Genomic DNA, 24,167 nt, shown 5'->3' with positions numbered 1-24,167 from the left:
CCTACCTAACATAATTAAGAATTTCAAAATCTTGCATCTTTACTACTGCTAATAATGCTATAAATACTGAAATTACCAAATTTAGCATTAAAGAATATATTGATGCTAAAATACTATAATTTATACTAACTGCTATTGCAACCTCTATAATATTAAGTGATATTAAAACTAAAGGTGTTACTATAATAAAAGAAAGGATATTTACTATTATTATTTTATAACCAATATCAACTACAAGGTCCCTTACTCTTGCTCCTAATATTCTCTTTATTGATAGATTTCTAGTAATATCCTTTTTCCAAAACATTGATGAAATTATACAATTTAAAATTCCCAATAGTATTCCTATAGATAAACTTAAAATCTTACTTCTACTATATTTCCACATGGTACTTAACGTCAATTTTATATTCTCGTTATAATTAATTAAACATACTTCTTTATGCTTTTTTTTAATATCTTCTATTTTAAAATTAACATTATTATCTTTATATAAATTTATAATTTTATTTGAATTTAACTCATACAATTTCTTATCTATTTTATTAAATGGAATTATAATTATGTTATTCCATTTTGTACCTTTCGAATTTATAAAATTATCAATTTTATATGAAACTCCTTTTATATCTATGAAATAATTGTCACTAACTTTATATGTAAGATCTTTTATTCCATACCCTGCAATAATTTTATCTTTGTCATTTTCATATTCTATATCTTTAAAATTAAATATATTATTTAATTTTTCATATTCGTTAACACCAAAAACATCAATTAATCTAGTTCCATTTCCATGACTTTGCGGTACTTTTATCGGATCTGTAATAAAATTTTCTTCTAAAGATTTTAATTTTTCATAAACTTCCGTTACATTTTCATAAGATAAAGAAATATTTTTATTATAAAAATTTCTTACACCATCATAATATTTAAAATCAGAAAATACGAATTGTAAAACAATTTGTATAGAATACAAAGAAATTATTATCCCCATAAGTAAAAAAGTACTTGTTATAGGTGTTGAAATTAACTCCTTAAAATCCTTCATAAAAATCTCCTTATTAAAGGACTAATTATTATATAATTAGTCCTAATATTTTCTTAATATTATATTGTTATATGCAATGCATACATCGATTCAGTCTTAGTAGATGTATGTATTGAATCAAATCCTCTAGCATGTCTATTTCCACCAGTATAACTAGCTCTATAGCTACTATAATTTCCCCCTAAATAGAAATATTCGTTATTTCCATCATAATATTGTAATCCTGCTTCCATAGAATCGCCGGATCTAGCAATTATTTTTGTAGTAATTGCTGTTGCTACACCATCTTCCCCACTTAAACTTGCTGAAATCTTAGTATTATTATCTAACCAATGTCCAGAATCACTTGCAGTTTGTGCAAATGTTGCTATCCCAGGTACAGATATAGATAATACTAATGCTCCTGTAAAAATCATTTTCTTAAGTTTCATAAAAACCCTATTTTCTATAATTTATTAAATTCATTTAAAATTATACTATATATTTTTGTCTTTTTTTGTCTTTTTTTTGCATTTTCAAAAAACTTTGCTATTTTATTAATTATTTTGAGAAAAATTTAATAAAAGTTAAATTAATTTACTTAATTATATACTATCTAGTTTTTAAAATAACTTTAATTTTAAAATTAATTCCACTCTTCCTATTAACATCGTCAATTCACTAGCGATTTTTATTGCTATAATTTAAAAGAATAAAAAATAAGCTGTAACACTAAATTAATGTTACGGCTTATCCAAATTCTAATTATCTATTTTACAGTAATAAAATAACTTTTCTTTTCTTTTTTATCTAAACTTAATTTTTTAAACCACCATAAGGTGTATAATATAGCAAAAATCATATTAAATATCCCTATCCAAGGAATAATATATTCGTTTCTCCAAGATATTGACCCCATAATTGGATTAAAAATATCTCCAAATGTAGCTCTTATAAACATATGAATGGCTAATGTATATACTCTTGCATGTAGCCACAAATCTGATCTCTTTCTTATTATTGAATATATTTCCGGAACTACTAATATGCATAACGAACTAGCAAAAAAACCTGTATTTTCAGCATATACAAATCCCATATTCCAAGTTGTATAAAGCAAACACCACATTAAAGGTAGATCACATATAAGCTCTCCAAAACCTTCCTTAGCTCCAAATCTCCAATTCTTAGTTGGTATAGGTATTGTTATACAACATAAAATCCCAGCAATAAAATTATAATAATTCCCTAAAGTTAAGTCTTTAATAGATGCTTCTAATATATTACAAAAAAGTACTACATATAAAAACCATAATACCCAATTTTGTTTTAAGAATTTTAATCCTTTATTTTTATATTTATTATTTATTCTTAAAATATTAACAAAACATGTTGGTATAAGTACTATTAAAACTTTTCCCAACCTAAACCAATCATTTCCAAAGGTTTTTAGCCATAATGGAAATGTAAATAAAATTAATATTCCTACTATAGTAGTAATTCTCAAATATTTCCTGGCTAATTCAACCATTATATACAAAAAAGTTGTATATATAAACATCGAAAGTAAATATTGCCATATTGGTATACTTTGCATTAAAACTTCCCCCCATAAATTTTTATTACATTTCAGATTATACCCTCTGTATATTCCTAGTCAATTTAATAGTTTTAACATTAATTTATTATTATGGAAAGTTTTTATTATTTTAATAATATAAATTTTCTTTTATTAAAAAATCATCTAAAATATCTTTGTAATAATACTTTTTTATAAAAGCACCACAATAAAACCCATTATTTTAATTTAAATTATAATTAAAATTAAATTTAATTTTAAAACAATTTGTTATTTTAAATTTGTTCTAACCAAATATCTTATATATTCTTCTCTAATATTTTCATTTCTCATACTTAAAGAATTTTCTTTTCTATATATTGTAAACAAAAGCTCATTTAAAACCGGCCCTAATATTCCTGAAAATATTTGAAGATATTTAAACTGTATAATTTTTTCATCACTTATGTTAGTTACTATAGCAATTAACATGCTTAATTTCTCTATTATCTCACTATTCATATATACTTTATCTAGTATAGCTGGACTATATGCATTTTCTTCATTTACTAATTTTGATATTAAAGAAACTATACTTGGATACTTAAACATAAATTCCATTAACTCCAAAGCCCATTGTATAATTTTTTCTTCAGCATCTAAATTAGGATTTTCTAACACATTATTTTGAACTCTATATAAAGTCTCACTAAAATAGCTCTCTACTTCTTTTAATAAATTATTCTTATTCCCAAAATGATAATTTATAGATGCAACATTTACCTTAGCTTTTTCTGCTATTTCTCTAATAGTAGCATCTCCCTTTTTAGAAATTAATTCTATTGTATTTTTAAGTATTAATTCCTTAGTTTCATTCATAACTTATACACCTCATAATAAAATTAATCCAAACATGAAATATTTAATTCATATTTTAATTAAATAAATTTTTTCCTTTCACATATCTAATTTTATTCATATAACTTAATTAAATATTTATAGTCTTTGAAATTGTTTTCTGTGTACATAATTATATTTATATATAACAAAAAACGCAACCCTTGGGGCTAGGTTGCGCTTTAGCAATAAGCAATAAATAAAAAGGGGGCTATTTATTCCTTTTATTTATCCTTGCACAAATTATTATAGTATATTTCTTCAAAAAATGCAAGTTTTTTTGGGAAATTTTATTATAAATTACCATATTTATGAATGTTTTTCATTCATTTTATTATATCATTCGCTAGAATCCTTTTAAAACACTTAATTCCTCATGGGTCAATTCCCTATATTCGCCTTCCTCTAAATCTTCATCTAATGGTAATGTTCCAAATTCTATCCTCTTTAAATATACTACTGATTTACCAACAGCTTCAAACATTCTTTTAACTTGATGATACTTTCCTTCTTGTATAGTTACTAAAATTTCTGATCCATCTTCTGAAGAATTTAATATTTCAAGTTTAGCTTCTTTACATACATATCCATCATCTAAAGTTATTCCTTTGTTAAATTTATGTATATCTTCTTCTGTAACTTTCTTATCTATCTTTGCAAAATATACTTTATCAACTTTCCATTTAGGTGAAATTAACCTATGGTTTAACTCTCCATCATTAGTTAATAATAATAATCCCACAGTATCCTTATCTAATCTACCTACTGGAAATGGATTAAATACTTGATGTTCTATCTCCAATAAATCTACAACTGTTTCATCTCTTCCATCATGAGTTGCTGAAATTACTCCAGCAGGTTTATTCATCATTAAATATATGTATTTTCTATAAAATATCTCTTCTCCATTTACAAATATCTTATCATTCTCAGGATCAATCTGCATACCATTATCTTTAACAATTTCTCCGTTAACTTCAATAAATCCTTTTCTTACCGCTTGCTTAATTTCCTTTCTTGTTCCATATCCTAAGTTAGATAAAACCTTATCTAGTCTCTCCATTTAAACACCTCATCCTATTTATTTAACATTATCTTTCTCATATAAGTTTTATTTTATTATTAATACTATAAAATCACAACCTTTTAATTTAATTATAAAACTTATGCTATTTTGCTTGTTATTCTTTTTTATAAAAAATAGAAGATAAAAATTAAAATTTTTATCTTCTACAAAAATACTTTAAAAACCATTTCTATAATAATTCATAACCTTAGGTACATATGCTTGAGTTTCCAATGGCATTTTATAAATATCGTTAACAGATGTTACTCCTCTTCTTTCCATATTACCAGGACCTCCATTATAAGCCATTAATGCCATTTCAATATTACCATCAAACATATCCAAGTATTCTTTTATATGATTAACTCCCCCTCTAATATTTTCTTCTATATTAAAAGGATCTGTTACTCCATATTCTTCAACATTAAAATCCATTAATTGCATAAGCCCTTTAGCACCAGCTTCTGATTCTACATTTGGATCAAAATTTGATTCTTGCTTAATTATTGCAAGAATTAAATTCTTGTCCACTCCAAATTCTTGTGAATATTTATCTACTGCCCTATTTATTCTCTCACCATTATCTAAATTACTTATGTCTACATCTTGTGAAGTTACTTTATTATCTAAACTTTGTAGGCTAACTTCATTATCTAATTTGTTATATAAATTATTTATAATATTTTCATTTTCCCTTTTTATTCTCATTGGAATCTTATCTAATCTAACTCCTGCGTTAGTTGATTTAACTAAATAGTCTTGAGAAGAATTACTTTCATTTCCTTCACTTGCTGCTTCATCTTTCATATTATCTAATAAAGCTTGATAAACTAAATCAAATTCAGGACCATCTCCTATAGTTTTTTTTAGAACTTCTTTATTAAAGGACATCTTAAGTAAATCCTCAACTTTAGGTATATCCACCTAATCCCCTCCAATCATTATATTTTTATAATTATCGGATTATTTTGTATTCACTTAATACTTAACTTCAAATTCTATACTATCATAATCTTCATAAGTACTATTTCTATAATAACTTTTACTTAATACCATTAATCTATATTTTCCTACTGAAAATGGTATAAAAGTATAGTATTTTTTCCTACTATATTCTTGAGCTCTTACCCAATTTCCTTTTTCCATTATATAAACTTCATAGCAAACTTCCTTACCACCATTGCTACTTATCTCAAAAGCCACTTCTTTATTAACATTTATCTCCTTTGAAATAATGTTTATTTTAGTATTAGTAACAGGTGTTGCTTCATGAACATAAAGGGAAACTTCCTTCTTAGAATCATAATCTTCCTTACACTTGACATTTTTAGCATATATACAAAAAGTATATTTTCCTGGACATTTAGGTTTTATTTTCAATCTTTTTGTATTTACATACCCTGTATCTTCAACTTCATGTCCATTTATTTTAGTAACATATCTTAAAAGAACACTTTTAGTATTCTGCACTATAGTTTCTAACTCAATATTATCTCCAACTAAATAAATCTCCTTTGGAGATGGTAATACATAATCTATTTCTGCTGGCATATATTCTCTAACTTTTAAATATAAAAAACTGTGACTATCATACTCTTTAGAGGAATATTTATCTAAGACTCTAACTTCAACTTCATATTCACCATATTCCTCTGGAGTAAAGTTGACCCAATTTGCACTTCCATAATCTGACCTTTCCTTTTCTACTCCATCTTTAAATACTATAAATGAATATCTTATAGCTGTCCCACCTTCAGCCTTTACTTTTATGTTAACAGGCTCTCCAATAACACAATTTCTTGCTTTGTTAGATATTACATCTACTATCTTCACTGGTTTATCAGCCTTCTTTTCTATCTTATAAGTTATAGTTTTCTTATCTTCATACTCTCCTTCATAAGATAAATCTTTAACTTGCAAAGTTATTTTATATTCACCTTCTGCTTGTGTCTGCCATTCGAACTCATCTCTTCTTATATATCCTGAATCTTCTGCTATCTGACCTTCAACAATATACCTATAGACCTTTTGCTTTCCACCATCAACAATGGCCTTAAATGTTATCTTTGTCCCTGAAATTTGTGGCTCAATAATATCACTAGAAAAATTTTTTATTACTATTTCCTTATATGGTTTAATATCGTATACAATAATTGCTCTGTCATCATATTCTTTATTAGAAAAAATATCTCTTACTAAACATAATAATCTATATTCTCCTTGTTCCTTTTCAATAAAACTAACTATGTTTCTTGTAGAATAATCTTGAATACATCTAACTCTACCATTTTTATCCACCCTTAAAAATTTATATAATAAAGTTCTATTTTCATCACAATTACTAACTACTTTAAATAATATTTCTTCTCCAACTAATAAATTTTCAGTTAAACATTGAAAGTCCACTACTTCAACTTTAACCATTTCATTAATATTAAATTTAACAGTCTCAAATTCATCTACATTATTTTCTGAATCTGGCATTTTACACTCTATAAGAACTTCTTGTTCGCCTGGATTACAAGCTGTATAAGTTAATTTATTTTCCGTTGTATAATCTCTTAATAGTTCCCACCCCTGTTGTCCACTTATCCAAAATCTATATAATGCTAATTTCTCTTCTGTCTTTACTTCTATATTTAATTTTTCTCCTACTATCAATGAAGCTTTATCTAATATAATTCCCTTAATTAAAGATTTATTCTTTTTAGGATTAACTTCATATTCTCTTTTTCCTAAAAATTCAAAAGATTTTTTTGATTTTTCTTTCTTAACTTGCACCATAATTATATATTTCCCTTCCTCCTTGGGTCTCCATGTACATATATTGCTTCTTGAGAAATCTTGTATTTGATTCCATAATCCATCTACGCCTTCAAGAAATTTATATTCCAACCCAGTTTCTTTATCTTCTACTATAGCTTTTATATTTATTTCATCATTTATGTCAGTAATATTCTCTTTGTCAAACGTTATTAATACTTCTCCCATAACCTTCACCCTTTATATATCAATATTAATCCTAACAAAAAAAATTCTCATATATTTCCTAATTTCTATTATACAGATTACATAATAAAATATAAACTGAATTTTGTCGGCGAAATAAAAAAATAGGAGCAAACCATAGCTTATATTTCTACAGTTTATCTCCTTATACTACATTCTATTAATTTTTTAAGATTTTTCTCAAGCCTTATATCATCTTCTACAACCCGTTTCTTAGGGTTAGAAGTTCTTCCTCCAGCTCTTCTAATTTTTTGAGAAATATGTCTCTCTTCTAATAACCTATCTATATTTTCGTTATTATAAACATATCCTTTAGGATTTATTACTTTTGCATTTTTTCCTAAACATATTGCAGCTACACCATAATCTTGCGTAATTACTATATCTTTATTTTTACAATTGTTAACTACATACATATCAACACTCTGAAAACCAGTATCAACTACTTTTACTTCTCCGTAATCTAGCATTATAAAATGATGAATATCACAATATAATAAAAGTTCTATTTTGTATTCTTCTGCTATATTTTGAATAATGGAGATACCTGGACAGGCATCTCCATCTACTATAATTTTCATTATTTTAATTTAGCCTCTAATTCAGCTTTTAAATCCTCATATCCTGGCTTTCCAAGTAAAGCAAACATATTTTTCTTGTATGCTTCAACTCCTGGTTGATCAAATGGGTTAACTCCCAACATATATCCACTTATAGCACAAGCTTTTTCAAAGAAGTATACCATATATCCAAAGTAATAAGGACTCATTTCAGGAATATTTAATACCATATTTGGAACTCCTCCATCATTATGAGCTAATAAAGTTCCATTAAATGCTTGTTTATTAACAAAATCTATAGTTTTTCCTGATAAGAAATTTAATCCATCTAAATCTCCTTCTGCTTTCTCTATAGTCATTTCTTTTCTAACCTTTTCTACATTAAGAACAGTTTCAAACATTATTCTTGAACCTTCTTGAATGAATTGTCCCATTGAATGTAAGTCAGTTGAGAAATCAACAGCTGCTGGGAATATTCCTTTATTATCTTTACCTTCAGATTCTCCGTATAATTGTTTCCACCATTCATTAAAGTAATGTAAACCTGGTTCATAGTTAACTAGTATTTCTACACTCTTACCTTTATTATATAGAGCATTTCTCATAGCTGCATATTTATAACAATCATTATTCTTTAAATCACAAGTAGCATATGCTTCTCTTGCATCAGCCGCTCCTTGCATCATATCATCTATGCTTATTCCTGCAACAGCTATTGGTAATAATCCAACTGCTGTTAATACTGAAAATCTTCCTCCTACATCATCTGGAATAACAAATGTTTCATATCCCATTTCATTTGAAAGAGATTTTAATGCTCCTCTACTTCTATCAGTAGTTGCAAATATTCTTTCTTTAGCTCCGTCAACACCATATTTATTTTCCATATATTCTTTGAATACTCTGAATGCTATAGCTGGCTCAGTAGTTGTTCCTGACTTTGAAATAACATTTACACTAATATCCATTCCATCTATAGCTTCTAAAAGCTCAGCTAAATATGTTGAACTTATGTTATTACCAACAAAGAATACTCTTGGAGCCTTTCTCTTATCGTTACCTAGTACATTATAAAAATTACTATTTAACATTTCTATAGCAGCTCTAGGTCCTAAATATGAACCACCTATTCCTATAACTATTAACGCTTCTGAGTTCTTTTTAATTCTTTCAGCAGCAGCTTTTATTCTTTCAAATTCATCTTTATCATAATTAACAGGTAAATCTAACCAACCTAAAAAATCATTTCCTGCTCCAGTCTTTTCATGAAGAACCTTATGTGCACCATTTACCATTGTTTCCATATAATCTAATTCATGTTGTTTTACGTATGGTTCTACTTTTGATAAATCTAATCTTAAACTCTTATTCATAAATAATACCTCCAATTTTTCTGGAATTTTTTGTCCAAATATAACAAATACATTATATCATATTTTATAAATTACTATCAAAATTTTAATATACTCATTATTTATTTTATCAATTATATTTTCCTATATACATTATTTTAAAAATTAATTAGGTAGCTATGTTGTCCTTGCTATGTTAGAACAATCATAACTACCTATATGGATTAATTTTATGGATTTCTTAGTTTTATTCCCACTCAATAGTTGCTGGTGGTTTACTTGTTACATCATAAACAATTCTATTAACACCTTTAACTTCATTTACTATTCTACGGGATACAAGATCTATTAATTCATATGGTAATCTTGCCCATTCTGAAGTCATGGCATCACTTGAAGTAACTGCTCTCAGGGCTACAGTATGTGAATATGTTCTTTCATCTCCCATAACTCCTACTGACTTTATATTAGGTAAACAAGCAAAATATTGCCATATGCTTTCATCTAATTCTGCATTTGCTATTTCTTCTCTAAATATAGCGTCTGCTTCTCTAACTATTTCTAATTTCTCCTCTGTAATTTCTCCAAGAACTCTAATTGCTAATCCTGGTCCTGGAAATGGCTGTCTCCATACTAATTTATGAGGTATTCCAAGTTCCTCGCCAACTGCTCTTACTTCATCTTTAAATAATTCTCTTAAAGGTTCTATAAGATCAAATTGCATATCTTCTGGAAGTCCTCCAACATTATGGTGAGACTTTATTGTTGCTGAAGTATCTGTTCCACTTTCAACTATGTCAGGATATATTGTTCCTTGAACTAAATAATCAATTGCTCCTAATTTATTTGCTTCTTCTTCGAATACTCTTATAAATTCTTCTCCGATTATCTTTCTTTTAGTTTCTGGATCTGAAACTCCTTTTAATTTTCCAAGGAATCTATCTGCTGCATTAACTCTTATGATATTCATATCAAATTCTTTTTTGAATACTCTTTCTACTGTATCACCTTCATCTTTTCTTAAAAGACCGTGATCTACAAATATACAAGTTAAATTATGTCCTATAGCCTTATGTACTAACATTGCAGCAACTGATGAATCAACTCCACCTGATAAAGCACAAAGTACCTTTTTATCTCCAACTAATTGCTTTATTTCATTTATCTTATCTTCTGCAAATGAAGCCATAGTCCAATTATTTCCTAAACCACATATGTTATGTAAGAAATTTGAAAGCATTTTTTGTCCAAATGGAGTATGTTCAACTTCTGGATGGAATTGAACTCCGTAAAGTTTTCTATCTTCATTTTCCATTGCTGCTATCGGACATACTTCTGTATAACCTATAATTCTAAATCCAGCTGGTGCTTCTTTAACATAGTCAGTATGACTCATCCAACATATTTCTTCTTTTTCTATTCCTTCAAATAATCTTGAAGTGTTATCTAAGTTAACATTAGTTTTTCCATATTCTCTAACTGGAGCTGTATCAACATTACCACCTAACATATGTGCCATAAGCTGATCTCCATAACAAATTCCTAATACAGGAATTCCTAAATCAAATATTCCATCAGCTACCTTTGGTGTATTTTCACCATAAACACTATTAGGACCTCCAGTAAATATTATTCCTTTTGGATTTTTTGCTTTTATTTTTTCTATAGTATATGTATAAGGGATTATTTCACAATAAACTCCACATTCTCTTACTCTTCTTGCTATCAATTGATTATATTGACCACCAAAGTCAACGACTAAAACTAATTCTTTTTTCATGAGATTCCTCCAGCTTTGTTATTAATTATATTATCTATTAATTTTAACGAAAATTCAATTGATTTTTTATTTTTTTATTCGTTAAATTTAATTTAGTAATTTTTTTAAAGAGACTTTTTAATAATTTTACTAAAAAGTTCTCCTTAAAATTTATTTAAATATAACTTAAAGTCTACTTTACACTATAGTTTGGTGCTTCCTTAGTAATATTTATATCATGTGGATGTGATTCTCTAATTCCAGAAGATGTTTGAACAACAAACTGTGCTGTTTCATATAAATCTTCTAAAGTAGCTGCTCCTAAATATCCCATTCCTGATCTTATTCCACCAAGCAATTGATATATAGTATCAGTAACATATCCTTTATATGCAACTCTTCCTTCCACACCTTCTGGCACAAATTTCTTTGTTCCATTTTGGAAATATCTATCACTTGAACCTTTTTCCATAGCTGCAAGTGATCCCATTCCTCTGTAAACTTTATAGCTTCTTCCTTGATAAATCTCAACAGCTCCTGGTGCTTCATCACAACCTGCAAATATTGATCCCATCATAGCTACAGCCGCTCCTCCAGCTAATGCTTTAACTATATCTCCTGAATATTTAAGTCCACCATCAGCTATTACTGGTATTCCATATTTTCTACCTTCTTCAGCACAATCCATAACTGCTGTTAATTGAGGAACTCCAACTCCTGCAACAACTCTTGTTGTACAAATTGATCCTGGTCCTATTCCAACTTTAACACAATCAGCACCAGCTTCTATTAAATCTCTTGTAGCTTCTGCTGTAGCAATATTTCCTGCTATTATTTGAAGTTCTGGATGTTTAGCTTTTATAGCTTTAACTGCATCTATAACACCTTTTGAATGTCCATGAGCTGTATCTAATGTAATAACATCAACATTAACTTTTACTAAAGCATCAACTCTTTCCATCATATCTTTAGTTATTCCAACTGATGCACCACATAATAATCTACCCTTTTCATCCTTAGCAGCATTTGGATATGCCTTTGCTTTTTCTATATCTTTAATTGTAATAAGTCCCTTTAAATTATTTTCTTCATCAACTAAAGGTAACTTTTCAATTTTATGCTTTTTTAGTATCTCAAGAGCTTCTTCTAATGTAGTTCCTTCTCCTGAAGTTATTAAAGGACTTTTTGTCATAACTTCTGAAACAGCCTTATCATAGTTTGTTTCGAATACTATATCTCTATTTGTAATTATTCCTACTAATTTACTTCCTCTTGTTACAGGAACACCTGATATTCTATATTGAGCCATTAGAGCTAAAGCTTCTCTTACAGTATGATCTTCAGCTAAGAATATTGGATCTGTAATTACTCCATTTTCTTGTCTTTTGACTCTATCAACTTCCTTTGCTTGCTCTTCTATTGTCATATTTTTATGTACTATTCCGATTCCACCTTCTCTTGCCATAGCTATTGCCATTTTAGATTCAGTTACCGTATCCATACTTGCACTCATTAAAGGTATATTTAAAGTTATCTTCTTTGTTAATTTAGTCTTTAAGCTTACTTGGTTTGGTAATACCTCTGATTTATTTGGTACCAATAATACGTCATCAAATGTATAAGCAGTTTTAATTATTTTTGCCATGTGTTTATTCCTCCCCATATTTGAAAACTTTCCTTCATTTTTTTATCATTTGAAAGTAAAATTTCACATTTTTATTAATTTTAAGTATAAAAAAAGCACATTAATCTTCTAAGTGAAGTTAATATGCCTAACAAAATACACAAATAAGTATACTTATAGATATATCAAATTCACTCATAGTCGGAAATTTAAGGTTTCCGGTAGATACTCCCTGCCATATTCAGGGGATATACGAGTAATAAAATGTGCAACTATTTTTAATTTAAAATTATTATATAGCTAGGGGGTATACTTGTCAAGGCATTTGCAATAATTATTGCATTAAAAACTCAATATACCAATTTATAATTTCATTACACATTATACTCGAAACTATAGCTCCCATAGCTAAATATGGTCCAAACGCTATTTTAGATTTTTTAGACTTTAATTTAAAGGTTATAATAAAAATCCCAGTAATTCCACCAATTACTATAGAAATTATTATTGTAACTAAAACTCCTTTAACTCCTAAAAATAAACCACATAAAGTTGCTATCCAAATATCTCCTTCACCCATACTTTTAGTTATAATAACTATTAAATAAATAATACTAAAGCCAATTAAAGCTCCATTAATATTATCCCACAACAAACCATGTTTTAAACTACTTTGAATTATTAAAAACACAATACCTATAGCAATTCCAAACATTATAGTAGAGTTATATACATATTTAGTTTCATAATCTATGAAACCAATTACTATTAAAAGTGAAGCTAGTACGCAACACTTTAAAAATTCTAAACTATATCCATAATTAAAAAATATTATTAAATATAAAATTGCATTAAGTACCTGTATCACTAGATATTTAAGAGAAATTTTATTAGAACAAACCCTACAATTTCCACCTAAAATAGCATAACTAAATACATGAATTAAATCATACCAATTAATTTCATATCCACATGTAATGCAATGTGTTGCCGGAAAAACTATAGACTCTTCTCTTATAATTCTATATATACAAATATTTAAAAAACTACCTATGCATAACCCAATTAGCCCTATAAAAAATATATCCACCTAAAACCTCCAATCTCAATAAAAAATCTCCTTAATTAAAAGGAGATTTTTCTTAAGAAATTATATTTAATTCTTTGATTATATCCATTTATTTATCTATTGGTTCTACATTTTTAAAAGTATTGTCGTCCTGTAGAAGAATATTAAATTTATCTGTTTCAATTATTTTGTAGCATAATTCAACTGTAGTACTTTCTCCTAATTTAGTAACATCATCTTCCTTTAACAATTCTCCCGATTTACTTATTACATCACTTACAGTATTATCTTTTGTCAAGCTATTAGATAATTTTATGTTTATAGATTCTACTGCTAACACTACTTTTCTTGCTTGATCAATTACTTCTGTTTTTCTTGCCTCTTTAATATAGCCTGTTACTTTAGGCACTAAAATAGTTGCTAATATAGCTATTATTCCCATAACAGCTATCATTTCTACTAAAGTAAATCCTTTTTTCTTTTTATTTTTTTTATTATCCAACTTAATAATATCAACTCCTTTCAATAAGTTCTTCTAAAATATTAACTCTTTTTCCTAACTTTATACACTAAAGTCTTTTTGTTTACAAATTGTTTTTATTTTTATCTATTTTCAATATGCTCCTAAATATTATAACTTTTCTTACTAATTGATTAAATAAAAAAAGATTTGCAAATTGCAAATCTTTTTTTAAAATTTTATTAATACATTCCATCCATACCCATTCCTGGTGCTCCTGGCATTGGAGTTTCTTTTTGAGGTATTTCAACTACAGCCGCTTCAGTAGTTAAGAATGTAGATGCTACTGATGCTGCATTTTGAAGTGCAGATCTAGTAACCTTAGTAGGATCTACTATACCAGCTTTAATCATATTTATATACGTTCCATTAAGTGCATCATAACCAACTAAAGCTTCACTATTTTTAATTTTTTCTATAATAACAGATCCTTCTACTCCTGCATTAGCTGCTATTTGTCTCATTGGCTCTTCTAAAGCTCTTAATATAATATTTATACCAACTTGTGTATCTGAAACATCTGACTTAAGTTCTGCTATTTTATTTATTACATTTACATAAGCTGTTCCACCACCTGGAACTATACCTTCTTCAACTGCTGCTTTAGTAGCTGCTAAAGCATCTTCTATTCTTAGCTTTCTTTCCTTAAGTTCTGTTTCTGTAGCTGCACCAACCTTAACTACAGCAACACCACCAGCTAATTTAGCCAATCTTTCTGTTAATTTTTCTTTATCAAATTCTGAAGTTGATTCTTCTATTTGAACTTTTATTTGATGAACTCTATCCTTAATAGCTTCAGAGTTACCTCTTCCATTAACTATTGTAGTATTTTCTTTTGTGATCTTAACACTTTCACATTGACCTAACATATCAATAGTTACTTCTTTTAATTCAACACCTAACTCTTCAGCTATAACTGTTCCACCAGTTAATATAGCTATATCTTGAAGCATTTCCTTTCTTCTATCTCCAAATCCTGGTGCCTTTACTGCAACACATGTAAATGTTCCTCTTAATTTATTAACTACTAATGTAGCCATAGCTTCTCCCTCTATATCTTCTGCTATAATAAGAAGCTTTTTACCTGCTTGAACTATTTGTTCTAATATAGGTAATATTTCTTGTATGTTACTTATTTTTTTATCAGTTATTAAAATTAAAGGATTATCTAATACAGCTTCCATTTTTTCTGTATCTGTAACCATATAAGGTGATACATATCCTCTATCAAATTGCATACCTTCTACAACTTCTAATTCTGTTCCCATTGATTTAGATTCTTCTACTGTAATAACGCCTTCATTCCCTACTTTTTCCATAGCGTCAGCTATTAATTTACCGATTTCTTCATCTGCTGCTGATATAGCTGCAACCCTAGCAATATCTTCTTTACCTTCAACTGGCTTAGAAATATTTTTAATTTCTTCTACTGCAGTATTAACAGCCATTCTTATACCATTTCTAATTAGCATAGGATTTGCTCCAGCTGTTACATTTTTTAATCCTTCTCTTATTATAGCTTGAGCTAAAAGTGTAGCTGTGGTAGTACCATCCCCTGCAACATCATTAGTTTTTGTTGCAACTTCCTTCACTAACTGTGCTCCCATATTTTCATATGGATCTTCTAATTCTATTTCTCTTGCTATAGAAACACCATCATTTGTTATAAGTGGTGCTCCAAATTTTTTATCTAATACAACATTTCTTCCTTTTGGTCCTAAAGTAACCTTAACTGTATCTGCTAATTTATCAACACCTATTTGCATTGATCTTCTAGCTTCCTCTCCAAATTTAAGTATCTTTGCCATATAAATCTCTCCTTCCCTATTTAACTATTGCTAATATATCTTCTTGCTTTAAGATAGTGTACTCTTCTCCTGAAACTTTCACTTCTGATCCTGCATACTTTGAGTAAAGTACTTTATCTCCTATCTTAACTTCCATTTCAATTCTTTTTCCATCTACAATTGCTCCTGGTCCTACTGCTACTACTTCTGCCTCTTGTGGTCTCTCCTTTGCTGTCCCAGTTAAAACAATTCCACTCTTTGTAGTTTCTTCTGCTTCTAATTTTTTAATTACTACTCTGTCTGCAAGTGGCTTAATCTTCATAAAAACCCCTCCTAATTATATTAATTACTTCTTATTTATATTTTAGCACTCATTCTCCCCAAGTGCTAATAAAATTATAATAATATTTCATAAAATTTTTATCAAACTTTACTTCATATATTATTCCCTTATATACATCAAATATTACCAGTTATAATTAATTATTTTATCTTCTCTTAATCTCTCACCTAATTTCTTACAATGATTCTCTATTACATAATAAAAAACTATCTATTCTAATAGAATAAACTTAAAATAATAATATTAATAAAGCAAAGGATATTTTTTGAAAAATATATCCTTTGCTTTACCTAATTATTTTTTTCCATAATTTGAAATGAATTTCTTACCTTTTATAATACTAACTATAAATATAACACCTACTATTATAGCTATTAATATTAACATACCTATATTATCTACTGACATTTTGTTCCCAAAAAAACAAGATATAAATAGAGCAGGCGCTCTACCTAGCATAGATATAATTGTAAACTCCTTTAATGTCAAAGTTGTTACTCCACATATGTACCCTAAAATATCCTTTGGTATTCCAGGAATTAAATACATTATAAATACAAGTTCTTTAAACTTTTTCTTATCTCTTTTTATTTCTTCTATTTTTTTAAATAGCCACTTATCTTCTTTAAACACTATTTTTTCAACATAACTTTTTCCTAGTAACCTTGCTAACAGAAAACTAAACACACTTCCTATTAAAATTCCTATGAAGGATAACAAGAATCCTTCCCAAGCTCCAAATATATATCCACCAGCTATTTGTACTAATTCTCCTGGTATAAAAAATACAACTATTTGTAAAAATTGTAAAGCTATATATGCTATAAATGAATACTTACCATAACTTAATATTAATTTTTTTATATTCTCTGGATTTCTAAAAAGCATAGAATATTTAGCGTAATACTCATAAAAACATATCAATAAAATTATTAATAAAATTGAACCTATAATTTTGTATTTATTTTTATGTAAGAATATCTTTATTTTTTCCATAAAACACCCCATCTACTTATATATTGATGATTAGCAATGATATTTTTGTAAGTAAAATATGCCCATTCTAAATTATACCATTACTAATCATTTATAAAGTTATAACAATATTATTTCCTTTCTAAATTAATATTATTATACTCTTCTAATTTTTCGTTATCTAATACTGCTTTTTTAGTTGATTGTGAATTAATCTTATTAAACGCAGCCTTTGCCTTCATAGATGTAACAATAGTTCCTGCTCCATTTATACACCCACCTTCACAAATCATTCCCTCAATAAAATTCCCTTGAAGCTTTCCTATTTTAGCCATAGTCATAGTTTTTTTAATTTCTGTTCCACCTGAAATTTTTACTGGTTTAAAGTCTACTTCTAACCCTTTTCCCCTTAAATAATTTTGAATTGATGCTGTTAGTCCACCATGAGCTCCAAATCCTCTTCCATATATGGAAGCGTCATCTACTACCTCATCGTCACATTTTTCTAAGTCTATTTCAAAAGCATCAAACAATGCTAATAATTCTTCAAATGTTAATACATAATCTACTGCATCCTTTACCAATTTTCTTACAGCTTCACTTTTCTTAGCAGTACAAGGCCCAATAAAAACCACAGTAGCTTCAGCATCCATATGTTTAATATATCTTCCAGTTGCAATCATAGGTGATACTGTACCTGATATTTTTCCTGCTTCTGAGGGAAATTTCTTTTCAATATAACTTAAAAATCCTGGACAACAGGAATTTGTCATATAGCTATCACCCTCATCCATCCTTGTCATGAATTCATTACTTTCATGAACTGTTACTGCATCAGCTCCACAAGCAGCTTCTATCATATCTATAAATCCTAATTTCTTTATTGCATTCTTAACTTGTCCATAAGTAATTTTCATACCAAACTGACCAGTTATAGCTGGCGCAACTATTGCATATATTTTTTCTCCTTTAGCTAAATTTCTAGCAACAGGTACTATTAGACTTTTATCTGATATAGCCCCAAACGGGCATGCTGACATACAAGCACCACAATTAACACAGTTTTCTTCCTTTATAACTGCACGTCTATCCTCTGGACTTATTTCAATAGCAGCTGTAGGACAAACTTTTTTACACGGTCTCATAACCTCTGCTATAGCATCATAAGGACATGCTTTTTTGCACATTCCACACTCTTTACATATTTCCTGATTTATATAAGCCCTTCCCGCAACATAAGATATTGCTCCAAAATTACATGCTTCTTTACATTTATGAGCTAAACAATTTCTACAAGAGTCTGTTACACTATATTTATTAATTGGACACCTATCACAAGCTGCTTCAATGACATAGATTATTTGATCATCTTCCTTTATGTCTATAAATTCTTCAACCATATTATCCCCATTTGCTAAAAATCCTGCTGCTAGTTTAGCTCGTTCTAATACAATAGCTCTTTCTTTATATACACAACATCTATAAAGAGCCTTATCCCCCTTAATTACTTCATAAGGAATTTTTTCTATTTCCTCTGGAGTAACTCTATCATCTTTTGCAAGCTTGGCTATTTCTGTTAGAACCTCGTGCTTAAGCTTTTTCAATTGAGTTTCGAATTGAACCATATACAAAATCTCCCTTCCCAACATAAAATTTCCCAATAATATTATATCAATATTAATTCACATTTTGTTTATAATTTTAACTTTTAATTATTTTCTATATAAATAATACTTATAAAATCCTATTATTATTCTTTAGTTTATCTATCTATTAACATAAAAATAAACCCCTAGAGACTAAAAGCTTTTAGGGGTTTATAAATTTACAAACTTAATATAATTTATGCGTTTTGTAATACTTTTGATTCTTCAGTTGCAAATATATAATCATCTATATATTCACCTATTCTATCTTTTAATAAACTTTGTGCATTAAGTTCCAACTCACCATTTCTCACTTTTTTATATTGATTATGCATAAATTGACTTACTAATGTTATTGGAATTTGAACACCATTTAAATTCTTTAATAATTTTTCTAAAGCAAAATTAACATCTTCTTTAGGCATATAGTATCTACATCTATCTGATAAACTGTACTTCCTATCAATTTTTATTTTTTCACTAGTTCCTAAATAATGATTTTCCCAATCTTTCGGCTCCTTTACCATACTAAATTCAAGTATTTCTTGAAAATTAGATAGGTCTATATCTGGATTGTACTTAAACAATTCATTCTCTATAGAATTTAAAGCAAAAACTCCTTCTCTAAATCCAAAAGTTAATGCTGGTCCCACCTTTAATATAATATATCCATCCTCAACCATTTCCTTTAAAGCTTTAGGGGTCTGATAATCAGTTGAATGTGCTTCAAATACTAATTGTGAGTGTTCTTGTATAGCTTCTGTCAATCTCTGTGCCGCTTCTCTATTATATCCCCACACATGATCACTTCCAAATTCTACTCCGGGTTGCACAACAACTCCAATAACATATTTCCACGCTTCTCCAACTCCAAAATTCTCAAAAGCATTTTTAAATGTATCTATAGTATTTACAAAGCTTTCAACTTTAGTTACTGATATTTCACCTTCATCCTCTTCTTCACCTTGAGCCCCTCCTGGAATAGGAACTTCGCTACCTATTACATATACAGGATGTATTGCATTTTCTTCTTTTTCTAATAATTCTAAATATGCTTCCTCAGCTACTTTACATAACACAGATGCTCTGTTAGCTATTAAATAATCATCAAAAATCCCTTTTTCAATATCTCCTCTAAGAGGCATACTTGTATCTATATGAATTTTAGTAAATCCTGCTAGAACATATTCTCTAATTAGAGTTTTAGCATTATCCATAGCTTCTCTTGGTTCAATTTTAGTCCACGTTAACGGACCTAAATGATCTCCACCTAAAATAATCCTATCTATTGGAAAATTATTTTTTTCAGCTAAATTATGAATATATTTAACAAAATCTTTAGGTTTCATTCCTGTATAGCCACCAAATTGATCTACTTGATTAGCTGTAGATTCTACTAGCAAATACATTTCCATATTTCTCAATCTATCCATTGCAGCTTCTATAACATATTTATTTGAAGAACATACTGAGAAAATACCAACATTCTCCCCCTGCTTATATTTAGTTACTATCTCCTTAATAGGATGTACCATACTATCACCTCTCATAAACTTAAATTAAGCTTTTCCATTACTTCCACATACCATTATCTTATGTTCCACTATTTTTTTCATGGCTTCTTTACCAGGTGTCATATATTTTCTTGGATCATTTGCATTTGGATTTTCAACAAAGTACTTTTTAACAGCATCTGAAAATGGTATTTTTAAATCAGTTGCTACATTTACTTTACAAATCCCAAGTGAAATAGCTTTCTTTACTAGTTCATCAGGAACGTCTGAAGCCCCATGTAACACTAAAGGCACTTCTACTACTGCTCTTATTTCCTTCAATCTTTCAAAATCCAATTTAGCTTCTCCCTTATATAATCCATGAGCTGTTCCTATCGCTACTGCTAATGAATCTATTCCTGTTTTATCAACAAAATCCTTAGCTTGATCTGGATTTGTATACATAGCATCCTTTTCATCTACTACTAAATCATCTTCTTGTCCACCAAGTCTTCCAAGTTCTGCTTCTACTGTAGCATCAAATCTATGAGCATATTCTACAACAGCTTTAACTATTCTAACATTATTTTCATAAGATTCATGTGAAGCATCTATCATAGTTGATTTAAACCCTAAATCAACATAATGCTTTATTGCATCAACTTCTTCATAATGATCTAAATGAATAGCTATTGGAATATTATATTCCTTTGCTGCTGTTTCTGCCATAGCCACAATATACTCACCACCGGCATAAACTATTGTTGAAGGTGTTCCTGCTAGTATAACTGGTGATTTTAATTCGGCTGCTGTTTCAACAACAACTTGAAGAGTTTCTAAATTATGAATATTAAATGCTGGTACAGCATATCCTTCTCTTTGAGCTTTCTTTAACATTTCTCTTGTTGATAAAATATTTCCCATGTTTATCTCTCCTATTCTAATATTATTTAAATTCCGTCAAATTCATACGTTTCTATTTCTTCTTCTACCCTAATTTCAAATGACTTGATTGCATCTTTTCCTGAATCAATAGAGAAACCTACTAATTCATCTAGACTCATACTTCCTCTACACAGTGAAACCTCAAGTAACATTCCTAAATTTATACCTGAAACAACTTTAATCTTCTTTCCCTCTAACTGTTGACTTAACACAACAGATACCTTAAAAGGTGAACCACCAGCTAAATCTGAAAGTACAATTATTTCTTCACCTAATTTATCTACAGCATCCTTTAATTTTACTTCTAGTGTTTCTGTACTATCATCTGCTGTAAAATCAACTCCAACTATATGTTCTTGTTCTCCTGCAATTAGCTTTAATGAGCTTAAAAGCCCAGTTGCAAAATTCCCATGTCCAGTTACAATTACGCCTACCATAATCGAGAATTACCTCCTTTTATAAAGTTATTCTCTTTTGATTTTTATTTATTATATGGATGTATAATTACTCCTTTTACTACTCTATTAACAGTTCCATCTGGTCTTGGATTATCTGGTGAAATTCCTAAATTTAATGAACTAAATAATCCAAACATTTGTCCAAATAACATATAATTAAATACTGTATAAATTTCTGGAACATCTTTTCCGTCAATGTTTAAGTATTTATCACATAAATTATTTAGTTCATCATTAGACTTATAACTTATAACTGCCAATTTATGATTTCCTATATCTCCATGAATTTCTTTTATTAAATCCATATCATAAAGATTTGTGTATTCATTAATTGAATTCATAAATATTACTAATGTATTATCATTTATTATTGATTTAGGACCATGTCTAAATCCTAATACTGATTCATAAACTGTTACTGTTTTTCCACTTGTTAACTCTAGGTTTTTAAGTGCCATTTCCTGACATAGCCCTTTTAATGCTCCTGAACCTAAATAAACAACTCTATCACAATTTAAATCTACTAAGTCTTTTATTTCTTCCCATTTATTATCTAAAATAGAATTTCCTTGACTTACCACTATATCAACATACTTTTTATTTTCTTCTAGATTTTCAATATCAAAAACTAGTAAAGATGCAAGTAACATACAACTAAATGAACTTGTCATTGCAAAACTTTTATCATTCGATTCTTCTGGCATAAGTAAACAAAGATTTTTTTCACTTCCATGAGCCTTCTTAGCAAGTTGTCCATCTTTATTACACGTAATTACCAGTTGTGATATATCTTTAATGTTTTTCGCAAATATATCATATGCACCAACACTTTCTGGACTATTTCCTGATCTTGCATATGATACTAGAATAGTAGGTGTATCTTCTTCTACAAACTCATGAGGATTTGATACTAAATCAGTTGTTGCTATTGCTTCTACTCTTAAATTAAGCTTTTTAGCTAAATATAGGTATATAGTATCACCTACATAATCTGAAGTTCCAGCTCCTGTTAATACAACTCTTGTATTAGATTTCAAGTTATTTCTTAAAAATTTTTTTATCTCTTCTTTATTTTCATTTACTATTTTATAAGTTTCTTCCCACATTTTAGGCTGTTGTCTAATTTCTGTTGCTGTAAATGTTGATCCTAATTCCTGTAATCTCTCTTTTGTCAGACCAAAAAACATTTAAATACCTCCCAAAACTGATAACGTCGTCATTACCAGTTGTTTTAAAAATTTTTTTATTTTTATTTTTAATTTTATTATTTTACTAAATTGTTGTTTAATTGAACTCTATATTTAAACTTGTCCCCTCTTGCAACACCAACTGTGTACTCTATTAGATTAGTATTTTCATAAGTAAATCTTTCAATTTTCAAACTCGGTGAACCTTCATCAATTTCTAAATATATACTCTCTAGTTTATTAGTAAGTATAGGTTCAAAGTATTCCTCAGCAGATGTTAACTTAGCTGAAAATTTACTTATCAATACTTCATACATAGGAGACTCTTCTAAATATTTTTTGGATAACCCCTCGAATCTATCGAATGGTAAATACGTTACCTCATACATCATTGGAATATTATCTGCTTTTCTTATTCTCGTAATTTTATATACAAGATCCTTTTCTTGAATTTTAAATTTACGTGATAATTTTTCTCCTGAATGCGTTATTTCAAACCCAATAACCTCTGAAGTAGGTTCTTTACCTATCTTTTTCATTTCCTCTGTAAAAGAATAAAACGATACTAAATCTTGATTCAATCTTTTAGGAGATACAAAAGTACCTTTACCATGAATCTTGTATATGTATCCATCTCTCTCAAGTTCATCTAAAGCTTGTCTTACAGTTGTTCTGCTAACATCATATCTTTCACATATTTCTCTTTCCGAAAGAATTTGCTGATGCTCTTCTAATTTTTTTTCGATATTTTCTATAAGTATATCCATTAATTGCAAATACAATGGAGTTCTTGAATTCTTATCTATAAATTCCATTTAACTACCACCTCATTGTTTTATACCACAATTATATCATAAATATATTTAATTTCCACTAATTTTTACAGAAA

General features: G+C 28.3%; 22 protein-coding genes and 1 riboswitch. All 22 genes read right to left on the bottom strand.

Annotation, left to right across the window (positions count from 1 at the left end):
- Position 1: 1 nt before the first annotated feature.
- Positions 2 to 1,051, bottom strand: a complete 1,050-nt coding sequence (locus CP523_RS09720) for a hypothetical protein (protein WP_066676724.1) — start codon at positions 1,049 to 1,051, stop codon at positions 2 to 4.
- Positions 1,052 to 1,110: 59 nt separating this feature from the next.
- Complete coding sequence (locus CP523_RS09715) at positions 1,111 to 1,482, bottom strand: hypothetical protein (protein WP_066676721.1); 372 nt, start codon at positions 1,480 to 1,482, stop codon at positions 1,111 to 1,113.
- Positions 1,483 to 1,799: 317 nt separating this feature from the next.
- Positions 1,800 to 2,627, bottom strand: coding sequence for a hypothetical protein (locus CP523_RS09710; RefSeq protein ID WP_066676720.1), 828 nt, complete (start codon positions 2,625 to 2,627; stop codon positions 1,800 to 1,802).
- 252 nt (positions 2,628 to 2,879) lie between these two features.
- On the bottom strand, positions 2,880 to 3,467 hold the full coding sequence (locus tag CP523_RS09705) for a TetR/AcrR family transcriptional regulator (RefSeq protein WP_066676718.1): 588 nt from the start codon (positions 3,465 to 3,467) through the stop codon (positions 2,880 to 2,882).
- Between the two features lie 364 nt (positions 3,468 to 3,831).
- Positions 3,832 to 4,548: a pseudouridine synthase gene (locus tag CP523_RS09700; RefSeq protein ID WP_066676717.1), complete on the bottom strand. Its 717-nt coding sequence runs from the start codon at positions 4,546 to 4,548 to the stop codon at positions 3,832 to 3,834.
- A gap of 180 nt (positions 4,549 to 4,728) precedes the next feature.
- On the bottom strand, positions 4,729 to 5,475 hold the full coding sequence (locus CP523_RS09695; protein ID WP_227909536.1) for a lytic transglycosylase domain-containing protein: 747 nt from the start codon (positions 5,473 to 5,475) through the stop codon (positions 4,729 to 4,731).
- A gap of 54 nt (positions 5,476 to 5,529) precedes the next feature.
- Positions 5,530 to 7,542, bottom strand: coding sequence for a triple tyrosine motif-containing protein (locus tag CP523_RS09690; protein ID WP_066676716.1), 2,013 nt, complete (start codon positions 7,540 to 7,542; stop codon positions 5,530 to 5,532).
- 155 nt (positions 7,543 to 7,697) lie between these two features.
- A complete protein-coding gene (locus CP523_RS09685) occupies positions 7,698 to 8,141 on the bottom strand; it encodes a YaiI/YqxD family protein (protein WP_120140816.1) in 444 nt (147 codons plus the stop codon).
- Entirely contained in the window at positions 8,141 to 9,493 is a 1,353-nt protein-coding gene (locus CP523_RS09680; RefSeq protein WP_066676710.1) for a glucose-6-phosphate isomerase, read from the bottom strand. Before CP523_RS09680 ends, CP523_RS09685 begins: the two co-directional genes overlap by 1 nt.
- Before the next feature lie 226 nt (positions 9,494 to 9,719).
- Entirely contained in the window at positions 9,720 to 11,252 is a 1,533-nt protein-coding gene (gene guaA, locus CP523_RS09675; RefSeq protein WP_120140815.1) for a glutamine-hydrolyzing GMP synthase, read from the bottom strand.
- A 172-nt stretch (positions 11,253 to 11,424) separates the two neighbouring features.
- The gene (gene guaB / locus CP523_RS09670) at positions 11,425 to 12,876 is read right to left on the bottom strand and encodes an IMP dehydrogenase (RefSeq protein ID WP_066676706.1); all 1,452 of its coding nucleotides are present in this window, start codon (positions 12,874 to 12,876) and stop codon (positions 11,425 to 11,427) included.
- Positions 12,877 to 13,033: 157 nt separating this feature from the next.
- Positions 13,034 to 13,131, bottom strand: a riboswitch (purine riboswitch).
- Positions 13,132 to 13,189: 58 nt separating this feature from the next.
- Positions 13,190 to 13,945: a prepilin peptidase gene (locus tag CP523_RS09665; RefSeq protein WP_066676704.1), complete on the bottom strand. Its 756-nt coding sequence runs from the start codon at positions 13,943 to 13,945 to the stop codon at positions 13,190 to 13,192.
- Positions 13,946 to 14,033: 88 nt separating this feature from the next.
- Entirely contained in the window at positions 14,034 to 14,426 is a 393-nt protein-coding gene (locus CP523_RS16385) for a type II secretion system protein (RefSeq protein WP_227909537.1), read from the bottom strand.
- A gap of 200 nt (positions 14,427 to 14,626) precedes the next feature.
- A complete protein-coding gene (gene groL, locus CP523_RS09655) occupies positions 14,627 to 16,252 on the bottom strand; it encodes a chaperonin GroEL (RefSeq protein WP_066676702.1) in 1,626 nt (541 codons plus the stop codon).
- A gap of 16 nt (positions 16,253 to 16,268) precedes the next feature.
- On the bottom strand, positions 16,269 to 16,553 hold the full coding sequence (groES, locus tag CP523_RS09650) for a co-chaperone GroES (RefSeq protein ID WP_066676700.1): 285 nt from the start codon (positions 16,551 to 16,553) through the stop codon (positions 16,269 to 16,271).
- Between the two features lie 315 nt (positions 16,554 to 16,868).
- Positions 16,869 to 17,570 (bottom strand): TVP38/TMEM64 family protein, encoded by a 702-nt coding sequence (locus CP523_RS09645; protein WP_162925974.1) that lies wholly within the window; start codon positions 17,568 to 17,570, stop codon positions 16,869 to 16,871.
- A 110-nt stretch (positions 17,571 to 17,680) separates the two neighbouring features.
- Positions 17,681 to 19,174 carry a 4Fe-4S dicluster domain-containing protein gene (locus CP523_RS09640; protein ID WP_066676696.1) on the bottom strand — a complete coding sequence of 498 codons (1,494 nt, stop codon included), beginning with the start codon at positions 19,172 to 19,174 and terminating at the stop codon, positions 17,681 to 17,683.
- Between the two features lie 218 nt (positions 19,175 to 19,392).
- The gene (locus CP523_RS09635; RefSeq protein ID WP_066676694.1) at positions 19,393 to 20,730 is read right to left on the bottom strand and encodes a class II D-tagatose-bisphosphate aldolase, non-catalytic subunit; all 1,338 of its coding nucleotides are present in this window, start codon (positions 20,728 to 20,730) and stop codon (positions 19,393 to 19,395) included.
- Between the two features lie 24 nt (positions 20,731 to 20,754).
- Entirely contained in the window at positions 20,755 to 21,612 is an 858-nt protein-coding gene (locus CP523_RS09630) for a tagatose bisphosphate family class II aldolase (RefSeq protein WP_066676692.1), read from the bottom strand.
- 26 nt (positions 21,613 to 21,638) lie between these two features.
- Positions 21,639 to 22,070 (bottom strand): PTS galactosamine/N-acetylgalactosamine transporter subunit IIA, encoded by a 432-nt coding sequence (gene agaF, locus CP523_RS09625; protein WP_066676690.1) that lies wholly within the window; start codon positions 22,068 to 22,070, stop codon positions 21,639 to 21,641.
- 44 nt (positions 22,071 to 22,114) lie between these two features.
- Complete coding sequence (locus CP523_RS09620; RefSeq protein ID WP_066676688.1) at positions 22,115 to 23,278, bottom strand: SIS domain-containing protein; 1,164 nt, start codon at positions 23,276 to 23,278, stop codon at positions 22,115 to 22,117.
- A gap of 77 nt (positions 23,279 to 23,355) precedes the next feature.
- A complete protein-coding gene (locus CP523_RS09615) occupies positions 23,356 to 24,093 on the bottom strand; it encodes a GntR family transcriptional regulator (RefSeq protein ID WP_066676686.1) in 738 nt (245 codons plus the stop codon).
- Between the last annotated feature and the right edge of the window lie 74 nt (positions 24,094 to 24,167).

Origin of the sequence: Clostridium septicum (genome assembly GCF_003606265.1) — a bacterium.
Taxonomy (GTDB): Bacteria; Bacillota; Clostridia; order Clostridiales; family Clostridiaceae; genus Clostridium; species Clostridium septicum.
Note: the sequence above shows the minus strand (reverse complement) of the source record. Positions and strands in the feature narration are given on the sequence as shown.

Excerpts from the sequence above, each read along its gene's own strand:
- CP523_RS09685 (WP_120140816.1), bottom strand. The coding sequence starts at position 8,141 with ATGAAAATTATAGTAGATGGAGATGCCTGTCCAGGTATCTCCATTATT.
- CP523_RS09640 (WP_066676696.1), bottom strand. The coding sequence starts at position 19,174 with ATGGTTCAATTCGAAACTCAATTGAAAAAGCTTAAGCACGAGGTTCTA.
- CP523_RS09700 (WP_066676717.1), bottom strand. The coding sequence starts at position 4,548 with ATGGAGAGACTAGATAAGGTTTTATCTAACTTAGGATATGGAACAAGA.
- guaA (WP_120140815.1), bottom strand. The coding sequence starts at position 11,252 with ATGAAAAAAGAATTAGTTTTAGTCGTTGACTTTGGTGGTCAATATAAT.
- CP523_RS09630 (WP_066676692.1), bottom strand. The coding sequence starts at position 21,612 with ATGGGAAATATTTTATCAACAAGAGAAATGTTAAAGAAAGCTCAAAGA.
- CP523_RS09620 (WP_066676688.1), bottom strand. The coding sequence starts at position 23,278 with ATGTTTTTTGGTCTGACAAAAGAGAGATTACAGGAATTAGGATCAACA.
- CP523_RS09635 (WP_066676694.1), bottom strand. The coding sequence starts at position 20,730 with ATGGTACATCCTATTAAGGAGATAGTAACTAAATATAAGCAGGGGGAG.
- CP523_RS09690 (WP_066676716.1), bottom strand. The coding sequence starts at position 7,542 with ATGGGAGAAGTATTAATAACGTTTGACAAAGAGAATATTACTGACATA.
- CP523_RS09645 (WP_162925974.1), bottom strand. The coding sequence starts at position 17,570 with ATGGAAAAAATAAAGATATTCTTACATAAAAATAAATACAAAATTATA.
- groES (WP_066676700.1), bottom strand. The coding sequence starts at position 16,553 with ATGAAGATTAAGCCACTTGCAGACAGAGTAGTAATTAAAAAATTAGAA.
- CP523_RS09720 (WP_066676724.1), bottom strand. The coding sequence starts at position 1,051 with ATGAAGGATTTTAAGGAGTTAATTTCAACACCTATAACAAGTACTTTT.
- CP523_RS09705 (WP_066676718.1), bottom strand. The coding sequence starts at position 3,467 with ATGAATGAAACTAAGGAATTAATACTTAAAAATACAATAGAATTAATT.
- agaF (WP_066676690.1), bottom strand. The coding sequence starts at position 22,070 with ATGGTAGGCGTAATTGTAACTGGACATGGGAATTTTGCAACTGGGCTT.
- CP523_RS09680 (WP_066676710.1), bottom strand. The coding sequence starts at position 9,493 with ATGAATAAGAGTTTAAGATTAGATTTATCAAAAGTAGAACCATACGTA.
- guaB (WP_066676706.1), bottom strand. The coding sequence starts at position 12,876 with ATGGCAAAAATAATTAAAACTGCTTATACATTTGATGACGTATTATTG.
- CP523_RS09715 (WP_066676721.1), bottom strand. The coding sequence starts at position 1,482 with ATGAAACTTAAGAAAATGATTTTTACAGGAGCATTAGTATTATCTATA.
- groL (WP_066676702.1), bottom strand. The coding sequence starts at position 16,252 with ATGGCAAAGATACTTAAATTTGGAGAGGAAGCTAGAAGATCAATGCAA.
- CP523_RS09615 (WP_066676686.1), bottom strand. The coding sequence starts at position 24,093 with ATGGAATTTATAGATAAGAATTCAAGAACTCCATTGTATTTGCAATTA.
- CP523_RS09710 (WP_066676720.1), bottom strand. The coding sequence starts at position 2,627 with ATGCAAAGTATACCAATATGGCAATATTTACTTTCGATGTTTATATAT.